The following is a 24724-nucleotide window of genomic DNA, read 5'->3' as shown; positions in this document are numbered from 1 at the left end:
CACTAGATAACACAGGTTAACTCGATGCAGTCAGCAATAACATTTCATCTGCAGTTAAAGGCCGGCAACAACCGACAGCGTCGCTGAGTTGCAGCTGATTAATCCGTACCCGATGTAATGTCAGCACTTTTAGGCCAACAGCGCGGCACATATAACGGATTTGCCGGTTTAAGCCTTGCGTTAGTACAATCGTCAGCACCGTATTGTCGGCCAGAACAATACAAGGATCTGACTGATAAAGCGTAGTACCAAGCTGCCAGCTAACGCCCGAAGCCAGTTGCTGCAGTTGGGCTTCAGTCACCAATTTATCCACTTCCACCCGATATTCTTTTTGCTGCAGCTGATCGGCGTGCATCAGCCGATGCGCCAAAGCGCCATCATTACTCAGCAGTAACAAACCACTGCTGTCTTTATCCAACCGCCCAAGCGGAAACAACCGCAACGCCAAAGTTGCCAGTAGCTGCGCAATGCTGCTGGGATCGTCCATTTTGACATTACAATCAACACCCACTGGTTTGTGATACAACCAGCATTGGCGGGGAGCTGCTTGCGGCAAAGCTTCGCTATCGACCTGGATCAGGTCGCCGGTTTTTACAAGGTAATGATGAGGTTGTTGCTGGCCGTTGACCAGGACTCTCAATTCGCTAATCAGCCGGGCTGCCGCTTTGCGCGAGCATAAACCACTATGGGCAATCGCCTGATTTAAACGAAGCCCGACCAAAGTGGCGGGGTTATCGTTGGTTGATGAGGATTCCTTTACTGTAGCAACTGCAGTTTCAACAAAAGGCTCTGTTGAAGCTGCAGACGCGGCGAATGGAATCGTCATCCAAGCGACTGTTAGTTATTACCCTGACGCTGTGGCGCCGGGTTGCTCCGACGTGGTGCCGGGCGTTGACCCTGACCATTGCCGCCAGCATTGTGTTGCTGAGCTGGGGCACCAGCTGGGCGTGGCCGACGTGGTGCTGCTGGCTTGGCGCCGCCTGCTGTGGCTGGTTTTTGACCGGCAGCTACAGGTTTTTTCGCTTGTGGCCGTGGCGGACGCGGCGGACGTACTGTTAAGTCGTGATCGTTGTGATTGCTTGACGGAATACCGCTCAGCTCTGCCACCGGAATTTTCATTCCAATCAGCTTTTCCACTTGTTTTAACTGTGGAATTTCATCCGGGCACACCAGTGATACAGCAAGGCCCGTCATACCAGCACGACCAGTCCGACCGATACGGTGGACATAATCAGCAGCTGAACGTGGCAGCGCGAAGTTCACCACAAATGGCAGCTGCGCAATGTCGATGCCACGGGCAGCAACGTCTGATGCTACCAATACCCGCACTTCGTTACTTTTAAAACCAGCTAAAGCAGCGGTACGGGCGTTCTGGCTTTTATTACCGTGAATAGCGGCGGCCGTAATACCAGCGGCTTCTAATTTTTCGGTTAAACGGTTGGCTTCGTGTTTGGTCGCCATAAACACCAGCACTTGTTGCCAGTTGTTTTGTTCAATCAGCGAAATTAAAGCGCCGGTTTTTTGACCTTTAGTCACATGGTAAACTTTTTGCTCGATTTTCTCGGCGGTGCTGTTTTCCGGCGCCACGTTGATCATCAGCGGATCTTTTAAAAGTTTATTGGTCAGGCTTTTGATTTCGTTGTCAAAAGTGGCCGAGAACAATAGGTTCTGCCGCACTTTTGGTAATAAATTCAGGATTTTCTGAATGTCGCGGATAAAACCCATATCCAGCATGCGGTCGGCTTCATCCAGTACCAGCACTTCGACTTCATTAATTTTCACCGCGTTCTGGCCAATTAAGTCCAGCAAACGGCCAGGCGTTGCGGTCAGAATGTCGACACCGCCGCGTAAACCCATCATTTGCGGGTTGATATTGACGCCACCGAACACCACCAGGTGTTTCAGTTTTGGCTCAAGGAATTGGCTGTATTTGGTAATTTGTTCACTGATTTGCGCGGCAAGTTCACGCGTTGGCGTCAGGATCAAAGCGCGGGTAGGGCGCGGGTGTTTGCTTTTGGTCTGGCTTAAACGTTGCAAAATTGGCAACACAAAACCAGCGGTTTTACCAGTACCGGTTTGCGCGGCGGCCAGTAAATCCCGACCCGCCAGCACGGCAGGAATAGCCTGCTGCTGAATTGGGGTCGGTTGGGTGTAACCCGCCTGTTCGACTGCTTTTTGAATGGCTGGTTGTAACCCTAATAACGAAAATGACATCTAAAACCCCACATATTGTCAGCCTGCCGGAATGGGGGGCTGTACAAAAAAGTCGCGCATTCTAACCGGTATCGCCGCCAACTACCATCTTTGCCTGTCCATTATCTAAAACGAATCTAAAAGGAACTGGAAAACGGTGAAGATTGGCGACAGAAACAGCGGTGATTGCAGGAATTGTCTGCAATCACCGCTGTTGTTGGGCTTCGCTTGGCTGATTGGCAATACCTTTTGCGAAATACCTTTAGCGAAAGGTGCGCGCAGCAATACTACACAAACCTTTGCCAACTGATCCAAAGCGGTCACCATGCACCAACGGAATATCCGGCAACATCGTTTGTAATAACGCTCGGATCCCTTTCGCCGCCGAAGCACCGCCAGTTAAGAAGATACAATCGGGTTTGCTGCTGGCGTCCGACATACTTTGACTAATCAGTTTCTGAATACCGTTTAATTCCTGATAAATCGCTTGATCCAGCTGTGCGCTGCTGATCAGTTGTGCCAGATCCGGTTCCACCCTTGACAGCGACACTTCGGTATCAGTTTGATCCGCCAGATTAATTTTGGCCTGTTCTGCTGCCTGCACCAGGTAATAACTTAAATGCTGTTGATAAAGCTGGTGCAATCGGGCTACTTTGGCCGGCTCTTTCGCCTGTAACAGTAATTGCTGAATTTCAGCGCTAGTTTGTGGCCGGTAGAAATTCTCTTGCGCCTGAATATCAATAATATTCACCGCATCGCTAAATAACGAATTTGGCAGCGGTCGGCCGGTAAGGGCTTGTGTGCCGCGGCCTAATAATGGCATCAGGCTGTAAATGGCTAATTTAATGTCCATATCAACACCGCCAATCCGCCGACCGGCGTGGCCAAGCAAATCGCTACTTCGATCCAATTGCGCCATGCGTTGTGGACCAAGCCTGATCAAACTGATATCGCTGGTACCACCACCAATATCGACTACCAGTACCAGTTGTTCTTTGCTTAAACTCCGTTCAAATTCCATTGCAGCCGCGACCGGCTCATAAGCAAACTGAATTTCGCGAAAACCAACATCGGCCGCAGCCTGGCGCAAAATAGCTTCAGCGCGTTCATCGCCCAAAGCGCCATCAATGCCCTGAAAATGCACCGGACGACCTAAAACCGCGTAGTCCAGGGCGGCTGCTTCGGTAATTTGCTTGTGTTGCTGGGCTTTATGTTTGATTTCTTTGAGTAATAAGGTACAAATCTGCCGATATATCAGACTTTGTGCCGGGGTGAGCCGTGATCCCAACATTGATTTTGGCGATCGGATAAATACGCCCGCCAACGGATCCGAGCTGTAATGCTGGTGCGCCGCCTGGCCCAGAAAGACTTTGGCATCCTGCGCCAGCAGCCGATGCAGGCTTTCATTGATATAAGGCTCATCGCTGTCATGATGCTGATCATTGTCATCTGCTTTACGTCTTTGGATGTAAAGCGCAGAACTCAGATAGCGGCTGTCGCCATCCATCAATGCCAGTTCTGGTTCATTGCCATTCAGCCAGCCGGCGGTACAGTTGGAAGTGCCAAAATCAATACCACAGTAGTTCTTCGTCATCATCAGCGCCTGTTGTTGCGGAATTTGCCGTCAAGGTAAAAAAGCGGCGCAGTATATCGTGGTTATCTGCCGGCGTCAGTGCTAATGCTGGCATTGATTTTGCTCAAGTCGAACTATCATCAACAGTTCGACTTGCCGCTATAGATTGATGTATGCGGTAATAAAGTCGGGTGTAACCGTCGTGCGCAGCAGCGGCAACCCAAGGGGAAGCTTAGAATGATCCAGCTTAAATCAATGTTATCGGTGATCTGTTTACTGCTTATCAGCAGTTGTGCGCAGGAACCGCAGCGGCAGCATTCTGCCCGTACTGAGCAACAAGTTGCCATCACGCCGGTGCTGTATTACACCGAACGCATAGCCGATCGGCTGTTTCAGGATTTGGGCCCTATTCCGGATGGCACTATTGCGGTCGTTAGTTTCACCGAGCTGAAATCATTGGCACCGGATCCCTATAATCTGTCGATGAATTTATTAGGGCTGCAGCTGCAGGAAAGCATGCTAACCGTGGCCAGTCAGCGCGGTTACAAGGTGAAAGAGCTTCGTTTAGCCTCGCAGGTGAAGGTGTATAGCGACCATGAACGGATCTTAAGCCGTGATATCACTGAACTTGCCACGCAGCAATCGGTACGTTACGTCATTGCCGGGACACTCAATCAAGCCGAAAATTACACTACAGTGAATGCCAGGTTGGTCGATATCCAAAGTAATACCATTATTGCCGCTGCATCGGATCTGGTGCCGGCCAATGTGCTTGGCAGTGCCGAAAAAGTGCAGTTACGCCAGCAACAACTGTATCGCAGTGGCGACTAACACAGGATTTCAGCCTTATGAAAACTCATTTAACTAAGCATCTCGTCATCGCCGGTCTGAGTCTGGCCGTTGTCGGTTGTTCTTCTTTTAGTGCTTTTGATGAAGCGCAACAGGCGCAAATGGAAGCTGAAGGCCCGCCAGCTCGTCATGATGTAGCTTTACAAGGGGCGCCACAACCGGCCAAGCCAGCTGGTGCAGTGGCAGCGCCAGTACTGCCTTCAGTTCAAAACAGTTCGCCGCTCTATGTGACACCGGGTCTCTATGACGGTGCCGCCTATCAGGCAACCCGCATGAGCGCGCAGAAAATGCAGCAGCATTATCAGCCGCAGGTTGGCGTGAATGTAAATCACTATGTGCAGGGCATGATGCACGACCTGGTGGCGAATCTGGATATGGTTAAGCAGGGCATGATCATTGGTGTCACCAGCTTTGTGTACCTTGATGGTGCTTATGATCAAACCGATTTATTCGGCAATCAGCTATCTGAAGGATTTATGCATGAAATTCATCAGTTTGGATTAGATGTCGTCGATTTCAAAACCACTGATTTTATTCGGGTGACGCCAAAAGGCGATTTTGTGTTCAGCCGGGATTTTATGGAGTTACGAGAAGAGCAACCGATTGAATATGTGCTTGGTGGCACGTTAGTGCAGCACCAAGGCGGTACTTTGGTCAATGCACGGATTGTATCGGTCGCCAGTAAAAAAGTGCTGGCCAGCGCCCAGAGCTTTGTACCCCAACATGTGGTCAGCGCGATTCAACCGTCGGCACTGCCAGGTAAACTTTATCTGAAACAAGGTGAATAATATGCGTAACCTTGGAATGGTTTTGCTGTTGACGCAGTTAGCCGCCTGTAGTCAGTTGTGTGATTGCCAGCCGGCCAAAACTGCCGGCACCAATCAAACTACGTCGGACAATACGGCAGCTACTTCTATCGCCGATGAAATGCAGGCTGAAAGTATGGCTTCAGCAGAAAATTCGCAGCAGGTCGGTAGTTCAGGGTTAGAAGTGATTAATTCCAGACCAATGCAGGAAGCAACACCGGTCAATAGTGCCAATGAGCCTTCCCAGTTTGATCAATTGCTGGCAGACCCAAATGCAAAACCTATTATGCAATTGACCGCTGGACGCCTGCAGCGCCGGGTACTGCCTTCAGAATCCGGGCAGGTATTTGCACCTGAACTACCAGCCTCGCCTTATCCGCAGCTGCAGCACAGTCGTAAAGAATTGATGGATTATGCAGCGCAGGCTGCATTTAAGCTGGCTGGTTTTGAAGCTTTACGTGGTGCCAAAGTGGGTGTGACCAGTTTTGTTGAATTTGATCCAACGCTGCGACAAACCACAGCCGTAGGCAACCAGTTCGCTGAAGCGATGGTTAGTTTGTTGCCGCAATATGGGGTGGATGTGATTGAATACAAACTAACACGAGGTATTACCATTGGCCCGGCCGGCGATCTCGCATTATCACGAGATATTAAAGAATTACAGCAAAACGTTGGGATGGATTACATCCTGACCGGAACCGTGGTAGCAACCAAACGTGGCTTGCAAATCCATAGTCGGGTGGTGTCTGTCTCTCAGCACAAAGTAATAGCCGCCACTTCAACCCTTATTCCGCATTTGGTGCTACAACAAATTCAGCCGTAATCGGTGTAATTGCTTGGCAGGATCAACCTTCATCTCAGGCAACGTTCGCCAGTTGCCTGAATTTCATACAGAAAATAAAAGCTTCGATTGACAACTGCGTGGAATTTTAGCAGCATGGCGACCGCTGACTGGCATGTAGCTTTGTGCTGTTGGCGGAAGAAGTTGACCGCGAAAACTGAAAAATTTACTTCACCGGCCCCATAGTTAAATGGATATAACGGCCCCCTCCTAAGGGGCAGTTACAGGTTCGATTCCTGTTGGGGCCGCCATTTGCCTGGGCTGGTTGCTGATTTACTGCTGAGCTTCCGGAAACACTGAATCGTTTTCTTCGGTTTCGGCTTGTGCTGCAACAGAGGCCAAATCACCAGCCTGAATATTTGCCAGCAATTCATTATTGATACTTTGTGCCCAGGCAGTTTCATGACTCAATTGGGTCACCTGAACGACCAGTGGCGTCAGCGTTAATAATTCCTGTGCATTGCCAAAGTTATCCGTCAGTTCACGTCGATGAATGAGCGTAAAACTATCACCAACTTTCACACCATGCGCCGAGCCAATACTCAGCAGTACCTGATTTTGCCGCACTTGCTTCACATCGGCTAATAATGGCTCACAGCGAATTGCTTCTTCAACATCCATCACTGCAGCATCTAAAATCCGCTCCGCAGCTTTACCGTAATCGGTACGCCAGAACCGTTGGTACTGTGGATCCAACGCTGTACTTTTTCGGACAGACCAAATGGCTGAGGTCTGGTATTTTTGCTGAAACACCATCCGTTCATCAACCAGATCAAACAGCGCCACATCAATGTGGAAAAACCTTTCCCGATCAGCATTGGACCAGAACTGCCAATTGGTGCCACTGGTTTCTCCCAGAGACACATCATCCAGCGTTGCTGACAAAATGTAACGGGCACCATATTGCTGCTGAACTGCCTGGCGTTCCTGATAGCTTAAATTTTGGCCGTTGATTGGATTATTGAGTTGCTGTGGCCAGCTGCTTTGACTGATTTCACTGAGTTTGTCACTGAACAACTTGCTGCTGACTTTGCCGAGTTCAAATAATTCACCAACCACCGCTTGTTCGGGTAGTTTTAGCTTAAAAGGCGTGATGAGTAATTTTTTCTTGTAAGAGAGGGTGGGGCAAGCCGGTTCCGTCTGAAAGATATCGGCTCGAATGGTCACCTCAAACACACCATTGTGCGCTCGCTCGGTGACCAGCTGCACTTGTTGGATTTCACCAAAACTTTTAACCTGGGTGCTTTCTTGCGTCAAAAGTCCGTCAGTTACCTGCTGTACACTGCGAATAGAAACGCCAGCAAACAACAGCGCCCGTTTGACGGCGTCTTCCGTGGCTTGAGCCCGGGCAGCGGCCTGATCGCCATTGCGGATGGTCGCCTGGCCGGTCGTTTCGTACCACTGCCCCTGGGCTTGTCCGGCCAGCATGACCAGCATTAAACCACCAATTGTCCGCATGTTGCTACTCTCCACATTATCTTGAACAAGCTAAAGCAATTTACGTGCCTGCTGTATATCTAGTGAATTTTGGCTCGATTTCTGCAGTGGATTGATAGCCGGTAAATGCGAACAATACTACCGATATTTTCCCACGAGGTCAGAATGAACAGATCCATGTTAATACTCCTGAGCGCAGCACTTTTATCTGGTTGCAGTGTATTTATGGACAAAGAAGTGCAGTGGGAATCGGTGCCGCCAGAGCAATTTCCAGTGTTAAAAGCCATTGGGTATGCGCCGGTTTCAGCGCAACAAGCAGAGAGTGACGATCAAAAAATGCTGATGGCGATGAAAGCTTCAAAACTTGAAGCGTACAAAGAGCTCGCAGAGCAAGTGTATGGACAAAAAATAGATTACAAAGTAACGATGGCCCAGGCTGCAATGGGTAACGAGCAACTCAAAGCCTCTTTGCAGGGGGTCATCCGTGGTGCACGTGTGGTGAAAACCTATCCTGTCGGCCAGTTCTATGCGACAGAGATGGAGTTAGATTTCAAGCAAGTTTATGATTTATATCAAAATGCGCAGCCAGTGCGGCGAGTCAAAGCAGTGAAGTATTATTAATACAATTTAGGTTCACTGAGTATTGCAGGATGGTTCGATGGCGGCGGAGCTAAAACGTTGATTTGAGCTAATTCAATTCAGGCTTTGATACCTTTACCAATACTGTCAACAGCAGGCTTGCCTTTGGCGGTATAGGTCAGTCCGGCTTTACCGCGATTCTGTAGAATTTCATGTTTAAATCGTTCCACAACTAACTGGCTTTGTTCAACACTTTGCCGGTTTACTTCATTTTGTTCTTTGCATTGCTCAAGCAGATTATCTAACTGACTGACAGCATCACTAAACCAGCTTTGGTTTTTTAGTTCAGCAAGTTGAGGCAGTTCGGAAATTTGCTGGTCAAGTTGTTGGATCAATTCCAACTGTTGCACTTTTGACACACAACCTTGATCCAGTCTCTCTACGTCGCGACTAGAAATGGCAGCTAACTCAGATTTTAATAACGACAAAAGCACCTGGAGGTGCTCTTGTTGTTTGTTTAACAAAGACAGGATGAGGGAGGGTTCAATCATCTTTTATTAAACAACTCGCCTTCAAACTGAACGATGCGTTTCGCCAGTTGTTCGACATTAATTTTGTATTTGCCTTCAGCAATCGCCTGCTTGATGTCATCGATTTTTTTCTGATCGATGCCAGAGCTGCCGCTGGCTTTTTCTTGTGCTTTCGTAAACTGCTGAGCCTGAGTGGTCAGAGATACTGAATCCTGTTTTTGTGTCGGTGCATTCAACGTCGCTTGTTGCTGAGCATCTTGCTGTTTTTGAATGTTTTGATCGATTTTATCGGTTTTCACCGCAGGTGTGGTTTGCACACCTTGATTTACATTGATAGCCATAATTTACCCCCTCATCAGACCCACTGGTCTATTCCTTGATCATTTTAACGGCAGCAGTCAGTAAAACTTTAGGATTTTTTATAATTTAATTTCAACTCGTTTTACTGCGGTAATTTGTGCTGTAACAACCCGTTTTGACTGTAGGTTCTGCACTCTGACTTCATCGCCTAAAGTGCCGTCCTGTAAGGCGGTAGCCTGTGTTGTCACTGAGAGTCCGTTTGATACTCCTGCAATTGTAACAACATCTCCCTTACATACAAGACAAAGATCGTTTTGGGTTATTATTTGACCGGAATTTAGCGCTTTTTTTGTTCTGGCCCCAACAATAAGTTGAGCTTCCTTTACTAAGGCGCCACGGCTTTGCAAAAGTTCGGTTTCGGTTTGAACCAGTAAGTCATTGCTTAAGTAACTACCGGCTGCTAATTGCCGGGTCACTGCCACCGCATTTACCAACTGGCTAACTTTCACTGATACGAACAATTGCCAGCCACCGGTGTCCGGACATTGAATTCTGACAGTATTTTGACGCTGCAGTTGTACGTTCACTAAAGACATTTGCAAAGATTGTTCACAGTTTTTATCCGGTAGCCGATTGTCCAGTGGATAGACCTGAATTTTTAACTTATTGACAGACGGATCCGGTGCTTGCTGCTCCAGCCATGTTGTGGTGTGTGTCGTCAAATCCGACATTGAATAACTGGTTGCAGAGACTCCCCAACTCAGCAAAGCAACGCCAGTAAACAAGGCCTGCAAATGGCGGAATTCCGGCAAAAATTTATCGTACATTTTCATATTGTTTCAGCTATGCTTTATCGGCAAAGGGTTATAACATACCAAGTATGTCAATTTTTCAGTGACTTGCCGCTTTCAATTATCTGCTGCAAGAATCGATCCTGAACTTCTCTGGGGAGTCACAAATGGCCGGTATTCTTGATTCTGTCAACCAACGAACGCAGTTGGTTGGGCAAAACCGATTGGAATTATTGCTGTTTCGGTTAGCTGGCAGGCAGCGGTTTGGTATCAATGTGTTTAAAGTCAGAGAAGTATTGCAATGCCCCCCGCTGACCGCTATTCCTAAAAGAAACAAATTTGTACGCGGTATTGCCCACATTCGTGGCCAGACTATTTCTGTCATTGATTTAAGTCTGGCAACAGGTGGTCGTCCGATCGAAAATACGAAAGACAGTTTTATCGTTATTGCTGAATACAATAGATCCGTACAAGGATTTTTGGTGAATTCGGTCGAACGCATCATCAATATTAACTGGTCAAGCATTATGCCTCCGCCAAAAGGTACAGGTGGCCGGCAAAGTTATCTGACTGCAGTCACTGAAATCGACAACGAACTTGTTGAAATTATTGATGTAGAAAAAATCCTTGAAGAAATTTCACCATCACCTACCACGATTACCGGCAATATTGAAACTGAAAGTATCATGGCCGATCTTGGTGAGCGCACTATCTTGATTGCTGATGACTCTGCAGTAGCTCGTAATCAGGTCAAACGCGCATTAGAAAGCCTCGGTGTCACGATGCATCTGGTGAAGAATGGACGTGAAGCACTCACTTATCTGCAGGAAGTTGCCGCAAGCTGCCAGGATTCAGTGACTGAAAAAATTGGTCTGTTAATTTCAGATATTGAAATGCCCGAAATGGATGGATACACATTGACTGCAGAAATCCGCATGGACCAAAAACTCAAGAAACTGCATGTTATATTGCATACATCATTAAGCGGGGTCTTTAATCAGCAAATGGTTCAAAAGGTTGGCGCTGATGATTTTATTGCCAAATTTAACCCGGACGAACTCGGGGATTCGGTACGTAAGTGGTTACATGCTGATTAAACAATGGTGGTGCTGTCTTGAATAAAGAGCTGCATGACAGTGAATATAAGTTGTTCCGGGACTTTCTGGAACAGCAGTGTGGCATCGTGCTTGGTGATAATAAACAGTATTTGGTGAAAAGCCGCCTCGGCCCTTTGATGTTGCGGTTTAATCTGGCAAGTTTGTCAGATTTAGTCTCAAAAACACTCAGTCCTTTTGAGCGGCAACTTCGTTCCGCAGTGATCGATGCGATGACCACGAACGAGACATTGTGGTTTCGTGATACCTACCCATATGAACTGCTAAAGAAGCAAATTCTTCCAGAGTTGGAAAAAGATCATCGAACCGTCAAAATTTGGTCGGCAGCCAGTTCTTCCGGGCAGGAACCCTATTCGATTGCGATGACTGGTCTTGAATATCAGCAGCTTAAGCCTTCAGCATTTAGTTTGGGCGTGCAAATTCTTGGCACTGATATTTCCAATGCCATGCTCGAACATTGTCAACGGGGCGAATACGATGGTTTGGCTTTGTCTCGCGGGTTATCTCCGGAACGGCGTAGCAAGTTCTTTGAGGATAGTGGAAATGGCATGATGCGGGTAAAAGATCCAGTTAGGAAGAATGTGTCGTTTCGTCATTTAAATTTGCTCGACAGCTATACCTTATTGGGCAAATTTGACATTATTTTCTGTCGTAACGTATTGATTTACTTCTCACCTGAAGTCAAAGCGAAAATTATCCGTCAATTCGCGCAAGCGTTAAATCCCCGTGGTTATTTGTTTTTGGGCGCTTCTGAATCCTTATCCAGCATCAATACCGATTTTGAAATGATCCGCTGTAATCCAGGGATTATCTACCGCCGCAAAAACTAGCGATCATCCCCCAAACATCTGCATTTAACCAGATAGTTTTTCTTCCCCATAGTCTTTTGTAACTATTGGCCTAAGTTTTGCTAATAATTCTTATCGAGATTCGACGAGAGTGCAGCAACATGGCAATTAGTTTTGAAAAGGCGTTCGGTCTTCACCCTGAAGGTATGCTCCTGAGAGAAAAGCGCTCAGCGATATTGGCGGACAATATTGCCAATGCCGATACGCCGGGTTACAAAGCCAAAGATCTGGATTTTGGTACAGCGCTGGCGAATGCGCAGTCCAGACAATCTTCTTCTATTAGCCGCACTCATGAAAAACACTTTCAAATTTCCACTGACATGCAGCAGGAAGTGAAATTCCGGAATGTCGAACAAACTGACACTGGTGATGGGAATAGCGTAGATATTCATCGCGAGCGAAATGCGTTTAGCCAAAACAGCATGGAATATCAGGCGTCGTTGAATTTTTTAAATAGCAAAATCAGCGGCTTGAAAAAAGCAGTTGGAGGGCAATCCTAATGAGTTTATATCGGGTTTTTGATATAGCCGGCAGCGGACTGACAGCACAAGCGCTGCGTTTGAATACCACCGCCAGCAATATTGCTAACGCTAATACCGTTAGTAGCAGCATTGATCAAACATATCGGGGCAGGCATCCGGTATTTGCTGCTGAATTTGACCGTGCCAAGGAAGAGCAGGGCGCAGGGGTGAAAGTATTGGGTATTGTAGAAAGTGATGCCCCTTTGACCACTGAATACAATCCAAGTCACCCGTTAGCAGATGAAAAAGGGTTTATCTACAAACCCAACGTAAATGTGATGGAAGAGATGGCCAACATGATTTCCGCCAGTCGTTCCTACGATGCGAATGTGCAGGTTGCTGATGCAGCGAAGCAGATGCTGAGCCGAACTTTGACACTCGGACAACGATAAGGAGTAAATCATGTCGACAATTAATTCAACGACCACACCAAGTTATATTGATAGCCTGAAGCAAAGTACTGCCAAAGAGAAGACCGATGCCGAAAAAGCCGGAGCACTGACTCAATCCGATTTTTTTGCGTTGCTAACTCAACAACTAGCTTTTCAGGACCCGACCAAGCCGGTTGAAAACGACCAGATGATTGCGCAAATGACCAGCTTTACCATGGCCGACGGGATTAGTTCGCTTAATACCAACTTTAAAGAGTTTGCCAGCGGTATGAATTCAAATCAGGCTTTGCAGGCTTCAAGTCTGGTTGGCAGAACAGTGCGGGTAAGCTCGGATAAAGTGCCATTTGATGGCACTAATATGGCGATGGGGTCAACAGAAGTACCAGCCAATACCAGTTTAATGACGGTGAAAATTTATAACGCAGCTGGGGAGCTGGTTCGGTCAGAGCCCGTGGAAAACCCGGCCAGTGGTAAGTTCGATTTTGTCTGGGATGGGAAAGACGACAACGAAAAAGCGCTGCCCAAAGGCATGTATACAGTCAAAGTTGAAGCCTCCATTAACGGCAAAACCGAGGCGCTGCCAACTTCTTCTTATGTACCTGTGACCAGCGTGACGCTTGGCAAAGGTACAGGTGACATGACATTAAATCTGTACGGTTTAGGCGCGAAAAAACTGGCAGATATTTTAGAAATTGCAGCGGGCTAAGTCCGTCAACGAGGTGAACTATGAGTTTTAATATTGCATTAAGTGGTCTGGCAGCAGCCCAGAAAGACCTGGATACCACGGCAAATAACATTGCCAACGTCAATACCACCGGTTTTAAAGAATCCCGTGCTGAATTTGCCGATGTGTATGCAGGCTCCATTTTTTCATCCGCCCGTACCAAGGTGGGGGACGGTGTGTCAACCTCAATGGTGGCGCAACAATTCAGTCAGGGGGCGCTGAAATTCACCAACAACTCGCTTGATTTAGCCATTACTGGTGATGGTTTTTTTGCCATGACTCCTAGTATTGCCGACCGCGATATGTCGTACACCCGTGCTGGTGCTTTTAAGTTATCTAAAGAGAACTTTATTGTGGATAACAACGGCAATTATTTGCAGGGTTATCCGGTCGACGCAAGTTCAGGAGCAGTCAGTTCCATTAGTTTAAGTACCACTAAACCAGTGCAAATTCCGAGTACAGCCGGTGCGCCAAGGTCAACGTCGAATGTGTATTTGACGATGAACCTCAATTCAAAAGACGTGGCACCAGGCGGTGGTTGGGCAACATTCAACCCATTGGACAAAACTACCTATAACAACACTGCGGGCACTTCGACCACAGTGTATGACAGCTTGGGTGAACCACATATATTGTCGTTTTACTTTCGTCGTACTGCCACCGCGACAGACAACGACTGGGAAGTATATGCTGTGTTTGATGACAAGACCGCGATTCCTCCAGCGCTTGGCTCGTATTTTGGTCCAACTACGATTCGTTTTGACGCCAATGGTGTGCCGGAAGTTCCTACTACGGCATCGTTACCCGATCTGGTAATCCCTCAGGCAACGTTAAACACGGTTAACTACTTGCAGAATGGTGCGCAGTTTACCACTCCATTGACAGTAAACTTTAATGATCAGGCAGCAACACGGTTGCCTACGCAGTATTCTTCAAAGTTTGAAGTGGGCTCGTTGAGTCAAGACGGTACCACTGTCGGTCGTTTAACCAGTATCGATATTGATGCTTCCGGAAAAGTGATGGCCAGCTACAGCAACGGTGACCAGACTTATCTGTCACAAATTGCCATGGTGAAATTCGCCAACCCGCAGGGTTTAACCCAAACCGGCAATACGTCCTGGAAAAGCAGTCTTCGTTCAGGTGAACCTCTGGCAGGTGAAGCCAACACCGGGACTTTAGGTGCTATTAACTCGTCAGCGTTGGAAAACTCCAATGTCAATCTGACGAATGAATTGGTTGACCTGATTTCAGCACAGCGGAACTTTCAGGCCAACTCGCGGGCTCTTGAAGTCAACAGTTCGCTGCAGCAAACCGTGTTACAGATCCGCTAAATCTGCTTTATCTTTTATCTATTGCAAATACCGGCCTTTGTGCCGGTATTTTTTTTGAGCAACTCTGTAATAACATCACTTTAAAATTAGAGGCGGCTAATTAAGTTGTTACAAATCAATCTGTTACGCATATAAATTCATTGTTATCTGTCTGATTTTTATGTATAAAGTCGTTTTTTATGTAAATGGAGAGTAACAATGGAAATGAAATTGGGCTTTGGTACTTTGTTAGCTCTGGCTGCTGGTTCTGTCAGTGCCAGTACCATGGATCAGCTACAACAACATGTATTTTCACTACCAAAAGGTGAACGGAAAATTGTTCGTTTTGACGTAATGAAACCGTCCAATATGGATGCTTTTGTGATGCTTGGCGTCAATAATGCAGGTGTTGCTGGCGTGAACTGTGATTTAGCACTTGCCGATTCAGCAGGTAAGTCCTTAGGAACCTTTAACTGTGCCGGTAGTTTTTTCCAACATTTTAAAATGCCAACTTCGTCGCCTTCAGTTATTCATGCCACGATGGAAGTTTATAATGCTAACTTTAGCCAGCCGCAATCGAGTGTTACAGTCCAGTCCATTTTCCGTTTTGGCACCCTGATTGATGCCGATGGTGATGGTATGCCATCCTGGTTTGAAACCAACTGGGCTTTTAATGATGCTAATTCAGCGGATGCATTGCTCGATAAAGATGGTGATGGTTATAGCAATTTGCAAGAATATCTGCACAACACGGACCCGACTAAGGTCAATAGTCCAGTACCACCAGATGGCGGCACTCCTCCGATTTATCCTCCAGCGGCCAGTTCATTAAAAAAAGTGAACGTCAGCCAATACAAACAGTTTCCGCTGAAAGGTGGTTCGCGCCAATTTAGTATGTTGGTGAATGTGCGCGCACCCGAAGCACCTTATACCGCATTTGTCGGTTTGAAACCGTTAAATGGTGGTGTTGGTGGGTTAAACTCTCAAATGAGTTGCCAAATGGTGGTTTCATATGTTGAGCCTGCTAAAGCGCCTGTTCAGTTGAAAACAGCGGCATGCAAAGATATGGGCACATTGTTTAGTAAAACCCCGAATATACCGGTCAATGCCGCATTAACCGTTTCAACTAATGGCTATAATTCAAGTGCTTATAATCTAAGTCTTTCTTACGCCGCGGAAGCCATTTATGGTGATGCCAGCGATAAAGACCTCGATGGTTTACCTGCCTGGTACGAAGAACTTCATGGCTTGTCCGATAGCCTGCTGACGGATGCCGATCTGGATACAGACGCTGATGGTTATTCAAATTTGCAGGAATATTATGCTGGCACAGATCCAAAGATTGCGAGCAGCAAACCAGAATAAATCTTTCAGATCATCATGGTTCTGATTTCTGAAAAGCTGCCACAATTATGGTAGCTTTTTTTTGCCTAGTTTCTAAATTAAATTTTTTAATTTCAATTACTTGAGCGTTAGTAAGCCTTCTCCTACTTTTTTTCTCTCCCAAATTAAATTCTTGAAACAAGATCTGGCATCTTCTTTGCTTTAATCCTTTATCACAGGTTTTTTAAACCTTATTTCTTCAACCACGGAGCAGCACATGGACCACTTACTTTACATCGCGATGAGCGGCGCTAAAGAAAATATGAATGCGCTGGCTGTGCGGGCGAATAACCTCGCCAACGCCAATACCAATGGCTTTAAGGCAGATCTGGAACAAGCACGCTCGATGCAGGCGTTTGGTGATGGTCTGCCTAGTCGGGTGTTTGCGATGACCGAAATGCCTAGTCAGAATTTTGACGCTGGGGAAATTAAAATCACTGAAAATGAGCTGGACGTTGCCATTCAGGGCGATGGCTGGTTTGCAGTGGAAGATGCTGATGGTCAGGAAGCCTATACCCGTAGTGGCAATTTGAAAATCAGTGTTGAAGGTTTTTTACAGACAGCTTCTGGTCTGAATGTGTTAAGTGATGGTGGTCCGGTGCAACTGCCGGTGCCACTGGCGAAAATTGATATTGCTGCAGATGGCAGCATTCAGGCGGTACCACAAGGCGCTCCGGCGACGGCAATGGTCGAAGTTGGGCGGATCAAACTGGTCAAGCCGGAAAACCCGGACATGTTTAAAGGCAACGATGGTTTATTCCGTCGAAAAGACGGTGCTATTGCAGAACCAGATGCCAGCGTAAATTTACTAAGTGGTGCGCTGGAAGGCAGTAATGTCAATGCCGTTGGTGAAATGACGTATCTGATTAGTCTACAGAAACAATTTGAATTACAAGTAAAAATGATGAAAACCGCTGAAGAGATGGATCGTCAGCAAAACCAGCTTTTACGCATCATCTAGAGCATTAAGCTCAGGAGGACACCATGCATCCAGCTCTTTGGATCAGCAAAACCGGTTTAGACGCCAAGCAGCGTGATATTTCGGTGATATCAAATAACCTGGCTAACGCCAGTACTGTCGGCTACAAGAAAAGCCGTGCAGTGTTCGAAGATTTGTTGTACCAGAATGTAAATCAGCCCGGTGGCCGATCCTCACAAAACTCGGAATTGCCGAACGGTCTGATGCTCGGTGCCGGTACCAAAGTGGTGGCGACACAGAAGAACTTTACCCAAGGTAATCATATGACAACCGACAATGCGTTGGACGTGATGATTCAGGGATCTGGCTTTTTCGAAATACTGATGCCGGACGGTAGTATTTCGTATAGCCGCAACGGCCAGTTTACCACTGACAGTGAAGGCAACCTGGTCACTTCCGGTGCGGGATATCAAATTCAACCCACCATTACAGTTCCGCCTGAAGCAACTGACATTAACATTTCTCAGGACGGTGAAGTATCGGTGAAATTGCCGGGTCAGCCTGAGAATGCGGTACTTGGCCAATTGATTGTGACGAACTTTATTAATCCGGCCGGACTGGAACCAATTGGGCAGAACTTATTCCGCCAAACCGGAGCCAGTGGTGACCCAGTGCAAGGGGTGCCAGGCCTTGAAGGGATTGGCTACATAGTGCAGGGCGCGCTGGAGTCTTCTAACGTCAATGTCACTGAAGAACTGGTCGGTTTAATTGAAAGTCAGCGGGTTTATGAAATGAATTCGAAAGTCATTTCAGCAGTTGATCAGATGCTCAGTTTCGCTATTCAGCAACTGTAACGGCGTGGAGGTTGTTATGCGTCTTGTTATTGCTTTGTTCGCGTTGTACTTAATGCAAGGATGCGCCAGTTATGTGCCGGAAGCCTTTCCGGATGACCCGGCGTTTGCTCCGTTGCCGCCGGAACCCGAGCCACAACCTGTGCTGCAAACGGGTAGTTTATTTGCTGCAGGTATGTCCAATGGCTTGTATTCGGATAACAAAGCGCGTCGGGAAGGCGACATTATTACCGTGGTGCTGCGCGAAAATACTCAGGCATCAAAAAAGGCCAAAACCGAGTTTGGCAAAGATAGTTCCAACTCTATTGATCCAATGATTGGTTTAGATGGACGAAATGTCAGCATCGCTGGCAATGCGTTGCAATTAGGGATCAATTCCAGCAGCGATTTTAAAGGAGATTCTAAAGCAGATCAGAGCAATAGTCTGACTGGCGACATCTCTGTCAATGTGCTGCGGGTGATGGCCAATGGCAACTTGGTGATCCGCGGTGAAAAATGGCTGACGCTGAACACTGGGAAAGAATATATCCGCTTAACCGGTGTGATCCGGCCAGAAGATATTGATGCAAAAAATACGGTGGAATCAAGTAAGATCGCCAACGCCAGGATTGAATATAGTGGCACTGGCGCAACTCATGGCGGACAAGGGCCTGGTTGGCTCAGTCGGTTTTTTTCTACTGTGTTGTGGCCGTTTTAGGCTGAGGGAATTCCCATGAAAACAACATCCTGGATTGCAGTATTGAGCCTGATTGTCTGCGTCGGAAGCAGTTTTCAAGCGCAAGCGGCCAGAATTAAAGACGTCGCCTCGGTCGAAGGCGTGCGTTCCAACCAGCTGGTTGGTTATGGTCTGGTGGTTGGTTTACCCGGAACAGGGGAACAAAGTCCGTTCACCGAACAAAGTTTTAAAACCATGCTGGCCAATTTTGGCATTAACTTGCCGGCCGGTATGAAATCACAAATAAAGAATGTTGCGGCTGTTGCGGTGCATGCTGAGTTACCTGCCTTTGCCAAACCAGGCCAGAATATTGACGTGACGGTATCTTCTGTTGGCAGTTCGAAAGGACTTCGGGGCGGCACTCTATTACAAACTTTTCTCAAAGGTCTGGACGGTCAGGTATACGCAGTAGCGCAAGGCAGTTTGATTGTCAGTGGTCTGGGTGCAGAAGGTGCTGATGGTTCAAAAGTCGTGGTGAATACGCCAACTGTTGGCCGCGTGCCGAACGGCGGAACTGTCGAGCGTGAAGTGGTCACACCTTTTGCTCAGGGCGATTACATCACTTTTAACCTGAATCGTGGTGATTTTACCACCGCCAAAAATCTGGCTGCCGCCATTAACACCTTTATTGGCGATGATACCGCACGTACGCTGGACGCGCGTTCAATTCAGGTTCGTGCACCACGGGACGTCACGCAACGGGTGTCCTATTTATCGACTCTGGAAAACCTGACATTTGAGCCTGCATCTGACGCCGCGAAAATTATTATTAATTCCCGTACCGGCACCATTGTCATCGGTAAAGAAGTGCGGTTGTTTCCTGCGGCAATTACCCATGGCGGTATGACAGTCACTATTGCTGAAAATCCAACAGTCAGTCAGCCGAATCCACTGGCGGAAGGTGAAACCGTCGTGGTGCCAAATACCATTATTGATGTGCGACCAGACCGTTCACGGATGTTCAAATTTGATCCCGGCACCACACTGGACGAATTGGTCAGCACTGTAAACGCTGTTGGCGCCGCGCCTGGCGATCTGATGGCAATTCTGGAAGCGTTAAAAGAAGCCGGTGCCATTCATGGTGAGCTGGTGGTGATCTAAGATGACCACGCCTGATGTGAATGCCTCTTACCATGATTTGTCGAGCCTCCATCAACTGCGGGCAACAGCAAAAACGGATGAGACAGCCGCCATCAAACAAGCGGCGCAGCAGTTTGAGTCAGTATTTATGGGCATGCTGATGCAAAGTATGCGCAAAGCCAATGCCTCTTTTGAAGCCGATAATCCGTTAAACAGTCAGGCCACTGAATTTTTCCGTGATATGCATGACAGTCAGATGTCGGCAGAATTATCCAAGAAAGGGGCTTTGGGGCTCGCCGATCTGATGGTGCAACAATTAGCACCACAGCATAGTGATACCAAAGCTGCCAGCCAAATTAGTGCGCCGTCAAGATTTGATCCGCCGAAAGAAAAAAACTTCAAACAGCCGGGTGAGCAGCAGATGATGGCATTGCCGGTTGCCCGAACAGGATTCCGTCAGTTAGATCCGGAGCGGATCATCGCACCAGCGCCCAAAGCGGTAAGTCCGGTTGAAACAGTATCCCCGATGAGTGCAGCAACTCAACTTGCGCCAGAACATTCACCATTGCAGTCCGGATTGCAGCACAAAATATCCCAACCCGGTGTGCAACAACTGGCTGCCGAAGTTATTTTTGGCTTACCAGCGACTTTTTCAAAGCAATTGCCGCAGCTAGCGCCGCAGTCTATTGGCACTGGGAAACCGGCATCAACTGAAGTTGTGGTCGTGCCGGACACTGCTCACTTGAAGGCAAAGCAATCCGCACAAAGCATCGATAGTCCTGCAGCCATTGATAGCAGCGATCCAGTAGCGTTTATTCAAAGCTTGTTACCGGCAGCAGAAAAAGCTGCAGCCAGTTTAGGTCTGGAGCCGCTGGCACTGATTGCGCAAGCAGCGTTGGAAACCGGCTGGGGACAGCGGATGTTTAAAAATACTGCGGGTCAGAACAGCAATAATTTGTTTGGGATCAAAGCCCAGGCAAATTGGCAAGGGCAGGTTGCGGTGGTTGATACACTGGAATATCGTGAGGGAGTAGCCCAAAAGGAAAAAGCTAAATTTCGGGCATACGACAATGCAGAGCAAAGTTTGCATGACTATGTCGATTTAATTCAATCGAATCCGCGTTATCAAGCTGCGCTGTCAGTAGCCAGCGACACCAAAGCTTATTTTCAGCGTCTGCAGGCTGCCGGATATGCTACAGATCCGAACTATGCTCAAAAAATATTGTCGGTATTGGAAGGCAGCTCGTTTAAAGAGGTGCGAAACTTGCTAGGAAAACAACAGTAAGTCATCAGTGTAGCAAAGTTGATGAAACCAATAGATCACTCAGAGCCGTTCGCGGTCGTTCGTATTGTTGAAGTAGCAGGAGTTCACCATGTCCGACAATTTGCTTAGAATAGGCACATCCGGTGTACTTGCCAGCAATGGTTTGCTGAGTACGACGTCAAACAATATCGCTAACCTGAACACCAAAGGCTATATCCGGCAATCGACGGAATACGATTCAGCTATCTTAGGCATGGGTGTCGGGCGCGGGACGACAGACCGTATCGTCAACGAGTTTACGTTGCGTCAACTGCGGCGGGATACGTCAAATGTTGGTTTTACCAGCCAGTACTTAGCAGAAGCAACCCGAGTCGATACCTTGTTTGCCAATTCCGCCAATAGTATTTCTACCGGCGTTACCGACTTATTTAAGCAGCTTCAGGCCGCCAACAACGACCCAGCGAATAATTCTTCAAGGCAGTTGGTTCTGGGGAGTGGGCAAACTTTAATTAATAAATTTAATACCTTATCTAACTTAGTGCTGGAACAACGGACCTATATCAACCAACAGCTTGATACCTATGTCAACGAAGCAAATTCTGCTGTTGGCACCGTGGCACTGCTGAACAAAGAGATAGCCAGTTACGGAAGTGGGATCAATACGCCGCCCCCGCTTGATTTATTGGATAAGCGTGATGAAGCACTGCGTAAACTTTCCGAGCTGATGGAAATCACGACCCTGGATGCAAACAATGGCGAAAAACTGGTGTTTCTGGCAACTGGTCAGTCTCTGGTACTTGAGCAAGGCAAATTTAATATGCTCAGTGCCGAGGGTGATCCGGAAATTGATCGTAAGGTTGTAAAGCTGCAGTTAGATTTTAACAGTAACGTGAGGTTGGATGTCGACAGCAACGAACTGGGTGGAAAAATTGGCGGTTTGCTGGAGTTTCGGTCAAAAATGCTGGAACCAACCCAAAACCGGTTGGGGCAGTTGGCGTTGGCGTTCGGTGATAGTTTTAATACCCAAAATAAATTGGGTATGGATGCGAATGGTCAGCTAGGGAAAGATATTTTTACTTTTCCAACGTTTGGCGGAATGGCATTGGATCTGAATACCGGCGCTGGTCAGGTGACTGCGAAAATTGAGCCTGGTCGAGGTGTTGATATCCCGCCCAATGATTTTATCGTTACGTTCACCGCGCCAGACCAATTCACCATGGAAGCTCTGGATGATAACGGTAAAGCAATTGCTGGATCTGCTGTGACCAGTACCATTACCGGCTATCCAGCGACCTTTAATACCGGGAATGCCACTGGCGGTTTTTTGTATGGTTTTGAAGTAACGCTGGATAACTCTGTTGGTGCTTTTGCCGACGGAGACCAGTTTATCCTGAAGCCATTAACTTCTGCTGCGCAGAATATTCAACTGGCCACGACCCGTGGTGAAGATTTGGCTCTGGCCGGTCCGTTGCGCGGGGACTTTAATATCAACAACTTAGGTAATGGTAAGTTTGGGGATATCAAAGTAACTGACACGGATCCTGCGACGTCAGAATTCAGCGCGCCAGGCACACTGGATGGTGCACCATTTGAAATACGGTTTATCGGTGGCGACCAATTTGAAATCCGAGACAGTGCCAACACTTTAGTTGGCACCACTGCAGTGATGGCCGGCGGGCAATACAACAATATTTTGGCGTCAGCCGGCCTGAATAATTATGGATTTGATTTTTCGATTACTGGTGTACCCAAAGCTGGCGACACTTTTACACTGGGTTATAACGACGGCGGCTTTAAAGACAATCGCAATGGTCTTAAACTTGGTCAACTTCAAACAACAGATACCATGAGAAAAACTGCAGTTGCGTCGGCGACTGCCGATAACAAATATAGTTTTAACGAAGCCTATGGCGCGATGGTTGGATTTGTTGGTGAAAAAACCAGTCAAATCAGAGTTGCCGCTCAGTCTTCTAGTTCATTGTTAGAGCAATCGACTGCTTGGCATGAGTCAGTTTCTGGCGTTAATTTGGACGAAGAAGCGGCAAATTTGATCCGGTTTCAGCAATCTTATGCCGCTGCGGCTAAAATCATTTCAACATCGCAATCGATTTTTGACACTTTACTGGCTGCGGCGAGGTAATTATGCGCATTTCATTTAATCAGAAGTATGAACACGGTTTGTCTGCCATTTTACGGGCACAGGACAAACTGCTTACTGCAAGTGCGCAATTAGAAAAACAAACCAAAATTTTGACTCCGGCTGACGATCCATCAGGTTCGGCACGCGTCGTGGCACTCGATCAACAAATCACCCAAACCGACCAATATCAGGCCAATAGCATCGGTTTGAAAAACAGCCTGAACATTGAAGAGACAGTTTTATCTGGTATTCGCAAATCAATGGATCAGGCGCGGTTACTCACAGTGTCGCTTGGCGATGGTGCATACTCGCAGTTAGACCGTAGTGCGGTGGCTAAACAGCTGGAAAACATTCGTTCTGAAGTCTTTGATTTAATGAATCAAAAAGATGCCAACGGCGGATATTTGTTTTCTGGCTACCAAGAACAAACCCAAAGTTACAGCATTGACGTTGCAACTGGCTATTACAAGTTTAATGGTGATGAGGGACAAAAATCATTGCAGGTGTCACCATCAGTTGCCTTGCCAAGCAACGACAGTGGTAAAAACATTTTTGAAGATGTCAATGCACGTAATAAAACAACCCTACCAGTAGCTGGTGGCAGCGTCACTTCAGCAAAAATTGTGGTGAAAGATCAAAGTGCTTTTGATCAGTTTTATCAGAAAAATTATGATGGTGTGACTGCTGCAAATAACAACTATCGAGTGCAGATTGCTGCAGGCAATACCTATGAGATTTTCCGTAATGGCGCAAGCCTGACTCCGGCTGTCACCGGTGGTTATACACCGGGCGAACCTATTAGCTTTAAAGGGTTAAGTATAACCGCTAATGGACCGGCGCCGGGTACTGTTGATTTTTCTCTTCCTCCGCCATCGAAGAGCAATATTCTCAATACTTTAACCGATATTATCAATGCGGTTGAGCGCGATTTGCAAAGTGGCGATGCATTGGCAGAAAAGATTGCGGATGCACTGGTACAAATTGATAGTGCAGCTCTAAAAGTTGATGGTACCGTGTCTGCCATTGGTGGCCGCCAAAATAGCATTGATAATATTTTTGACAGTAACGAAGATTTGCAATTGTCCAATAAAAAATACCGTGCCGACATCTATGAAGTCGATTATGCATCGGCTATTACCGAACTTACCAAACAAGAAACCGCATTACAGGCGGTTCAGGCGACTTTCAACAAAGTGACCGGAACTAGTTTGTTCGATTACATCCGTTAGCACATTATTGGGTTTCTATTGATGGTAAACATCTGACGTTACGACAGAAACGTCAGCGTTGAGCTGCTGTCCAAATTCCCACCGATGCCCATTTTCTTGAATAACGACGCTATAGCAAGTGGACATTCCACCTGTTTGAGCAAGTTTGGAAAAAAATTTAAATATCTCTCAAGTTGTAACAGCGTCTGCCGATACATAACGCACGATAAAATAAGTATTAATTATTGTTGTTTATTGGCATGTTTTTTAAAAAATATCTAAAGTTTATGATTTCTGAGTCGATACATTAATTAAGCCGGAACAAACAATAAATAACCGGTAAATTATAACTCAG

The 24724-nt window shown here is 47.0% G+C and carries 25 protein-coding genes and 1 tRNA gene; 19 read left to right on the top strand and 7 right to left on the bottom strand.

What is annotated here, in order from left to right; all coding sequences use genetic code 11:
- Positions 1-16 precede the first annotated feature (16 nt).
- The 3 genes from A5320_RS10060 to yegD all read right to left on the bottom strand — a co-directional run bounded on the left by A5320_RS10060 (position 17) and on the right by yegD (position 3787).
- Positions 17-826 (bottom strand): pseudouridine synthase, encoded by an 810-nt coding sequence (locus tag A5320_RS10060; protein ID WP_082971661.1) that lies wholly within the window; start codon positions 824-826, stop codon positions 17-19.
- 11 nt (positions 827-837) lie between these two features.
- On the bottom strand, positions 838-2214 hold the full coding sequence (locus A5320_RS10055) for a DEAD/DEAH box helicase (RefSeq protein WP_068063984.1): 1377 nt from the start codon (positions 2212-2214) through the stop codon (positions 838-840).
- A 241-nt stretch (positions 2215-2455) separates the two neighbouring features.
- Positions 2456-3787 (bottom strand): molecular chaperone, encoded by a 1332-nt coding sequence (yegD, locus tag A5320_RS10050; RefSeq protein WP_068063982.1) that lies wholly within the window; start codon positions 3785-3787, stop codon positions 2456-2458.
- A gap of 216 nt (positions 3788-4003) precedes the next feature.
- On the opposite strand from yegD, the gene A5320_RS10045 reads away from it, so the two are divergent.
- The 4 genes from A5320_RS10045 to A5320_RS10030 all read left to right on the top strand — a co-directional run bounded on the left by A5320_RS10045 (position 4004) and on the right by A5320_RS10030 (position 6513).
- A complete protein-coding gene (locus A5320_RS10045; protein ID WP_068063980.1) occupies positions 4004-4597 on the top strand; it encodes a FlgO family outer membrane protein in 594 nt (197 codons plus the stop codon).
- Between the two features lie 17 nt (positions 4598-4614).
- The gene (locus A5320_RS10040) at positions 4615-5403 is read left to right on the top strand and encodes a FlgO family outer membrane protein (protein WP_197490056.1); all 789 of its coding nucleotides are present in this window, start codon (positions 4615-4617) and stop codon (positions 5401-5403) included.
- Position 5404: 1 nt separating this feature from the next.
- Complete coding sequence (locus A5320_RS10035; protein ID WP_068063976.1) at positions 5405-6244, top strand: FlgO family outer membrane protein; 840 nt, start codon at positions 5405-5407, stop codon at positions 6242-6244.
- Positions 6245-6438: 194 nt separating this feature from the next.
- A tRNA-Arg gene (locus tag A5320_RS10030) sits at positions 6439-6513 on the top strand.
- Between the two features lie 22 nt (positions 6514-6535).
- On the opposite strand, the gene A5320_RS10025 is transcribed toward A5320_RS10030, so the two are convergent.
- Positions 6536-7720 carry a flagellar assembly protein T N-terminal domain-containing protein gene (locus tag A5320_RS10025; protein WP_068063974.1) on the bottom strand — a complete coding sequence of 395 codons (1185 nt, stop codon included), beginning with the start codon at positions 7718-7720 and terminating at the stop codon, positions 6536-6538.
- A gap of 204 nt (positions 7721-7924) precedes the next feature.
- Between A5320_RS10025 and A5320_RS10020 the strand changes: the two genes are divergently transcribed.
- Positions 7925-8320, top strand: a complete 396-nt coding sequence (locus A5320_RS10020) for an LPP20 family lipoprotein (RefSeq protein WP_231916703.1) — start codon at positions 7925-7927, stop codon at positions 8318-8320.
- A gap of 77 nt (positions 8321-8397) precedes the next feature.
- Here the strand turns inward: A5320_RS10020 and A5320_RS10015 are convergent, their stop codons facing one another.
- From A5320_RS10015 to flgA, 3 genes are all read right to left on the bottom strand, one after another.
- Positions 8398-8829, bottom strand: a complete 432-nt coding sequence (locus tag A5320_RS10015) for a flagella synthesis protein FlgN (protein ID WP_068063969.1) — start codon at positions 8827-8829, stop codon at positions 8398-8400.
- On the bottom strand, positions 8826-9149 hold the full coding sequence (flgM, locus tag A5320_RS10010) for a flagellar biosynthesis anti-sigma factor FlgM (protein WP_068063967.1): 324 nt from the start codon (positions 9147-9149) through the stop codon (positions 8826-8828). Before flgM ends, A5320_RS10015 begins: the two co-directional genes overlap by 4 nt.
- A 78-nt stretch (positions 9150-9227) precedes the next feature.
- Positions 9228-9941: a flagellar basal body P-ring formation chaperone FlgA gene (flgA, locus tag A5320_RS10005; RefSeq protein ID WP_068063965.1), complete on the bottom strand. Its 714-nt coding sequence runs from the start codon at positions 9939-9941 to the stop codon at positions 9228-9230.
- A 125-nt stretch (positions 9942-10066) separates the two neighbouring features.
- Between flgA and A5320_RS10000 the strand changes: the two genes are divergently transcribed.
- From A5320_RS10000 to flgL, 14 genes are all read left to right on the top strand, one after another.
- The gene (locus A5320_RS10000; protein ID WP_068063964.1) at positions 10067-10996 is read left to right on the top strand and encodes a chemotaxis protein CheV; all 930 of its coding nucleotides are present in this window, start codon (positions 10067-10069) and stop codon (positions 10994-10996) included.
- A gap of 17 nt (positions 10997-11013) precedes the next feature.
- On the top strand, positions 11014-11844 hold the full coding sequence (locus tag A5320_RS09995; RefSeq protein WP_068063960.1) for a CheR family methyltransferase: 831 nt from the start codon (positions 11014-11016) through the stop codon (positions 11842-11844).
- Between the two features lie 77 nt (positions 11845-11921).
- Positions 11922-12362, top strand: a complete 441-nt coding sequence (gene flgB / locus A5320_RS09990) for a flagellar basal body rod protein FlgB (protein ID WP_231916702.1) — start codon at positions 11922-11924, stop codon at positions 12360-12362.
- Positions 12362-12775 (top strand): flagellar basal body rod protein FlgC, encoded by a 414-nt coding sequence (gene flgC, locus A5320_RS09985; RefSeq protein WP_068063953.1) that lies wholly within the window; start codon positions 12362-12364, stop codon positions 12773-12775. Before flgB ends, flgC begins: the two co-directional genes overlap by 1 nt.
- 10 nt (positions 12776-12785) lie before the next feature.
- Positions 12786-13481: a flagellar hook assembly protein FlgD gene (locus A5320_RS09980; protein WP_068063952.1), complete on the top strand. Its 696-nt coding sequence runs from the start codon at positions 12786-12788 to the stop codon at positions 13479-13481.
- A gap of 20 nt (positions 13482-13501) precedes the next feature.
- The gene (gene flgE, locus A5320_RS09975) at positions 13502-14830 is read left to right on the top strand and encodes a flagellar hook protein FlgE (protein ID WP_068063951.1); all 1329 of its coding nucleotides are present in this window, start codon (positions 13502-13504) and stop codon (positions 14828-14830) included.
- A 264-nt stretch (positions 14831-15094) separates the two neighbouring features.
- Entirely contained in the window at positions 15095-16174 is a 1080-nt protein-coding gene (locus A5320_RS09970; protein ID WP_157605764.1) for a thrombospondin type 3 repeat-containing protein, read from the top strand.
- Between the two features lie 235 nt (positions 16175-16409).
- Positions 16410-17153 (top strand): flagellar basal body rod protein FlgF, encoded by a 744-nt coding sequence (locus A5320_RS09965; protein WP_068063949.1) that lies wholly within the window; start codon positions 16410-16412, stop codon positions 17151-17153.
- A gap of 23 nt (positions 17154-17176) precedes the next feature.
- A complete protein-coding gene (gene flgG / locus A5320_RS09960; RefSeq protein ID WP_068063947.1) occupies positions 17177-17965 on the top strand; it encodes a flagellar basal-body rod protein FlgG in 789 nt (262 codons plus the stop codon).
- 16 nt (positions 17966-17981) lie between these two features.
- Positions 17982-18659 (top strand): flagellar basal body L-ring protein FlgH, encoded by a 678-nt coding sequence (flgH, locus tag A5320_RS09955; protein WP_068063945.1) that lies wholly within the window; start codon positions 17982-17984, stop codon positions 18657-18659.
- A gap of 15 nt (positions 18660-18674) precedes the next feature.
- Positions 18675-19778 (top strand): flagellar basal body P-ring protein FlgI, encoded by a 1104-nt coding sequence (locus A5320_RS09950; protein ID WP_068063944.1) that lies wholly within the window; start codon positions 18675-18677, stop codon positions 19776-19778.
- 1 nt (position 19779) lies between these two features.
- A complete protein-coding gene (gene flgJ, locus A5320_RS09945; protein WP_068063943.1) occupies positions 19780-21042 on the top strand; it encodes a flagellar assembly peptidoglycan hydrolase FlgJ in 1263 nt (420 codons plus the stop codon).
- Between the two features lie 88 nt (positions 21043-21130).
- A complete protein-coding gene (gene flgK / locus A5320_RS09940; protein ID WP_068063942.1) occupies positions 21131-23161 on the top strand; it encodes a flagellar hook-associated protein FlgK in 2031 nt (676 codons plus the stop codon).
- Between the two features lie 2 nt (positions 23162-23163).
- On the top strand, positions 23164-24390 hold the full coding sequence (gene flgL, locus A5320_RS09935; RefSeq protein ID WP_068063941.1) for a flagellar hook-associated protein FlgL: 1227 nt from the start codon (positions 23164-23166) through the stop codon (positions 24388-24390).
- Positions 24391-24724: the final 334 nt, after the last annotated feature.

This window comes from Rheinheimera sp. SA_1 (assembly GCF_001669775.1).
Classification (GTDB): domain Bacteria; phylum Pseudomonadota; class Gammaproteobacteria; order Enterobacterales; family Alteromonadaceae; genus Pararheinheimera.
This window is presented reverse-complemented; position numbering and strand designations above follow the sequence as displayed.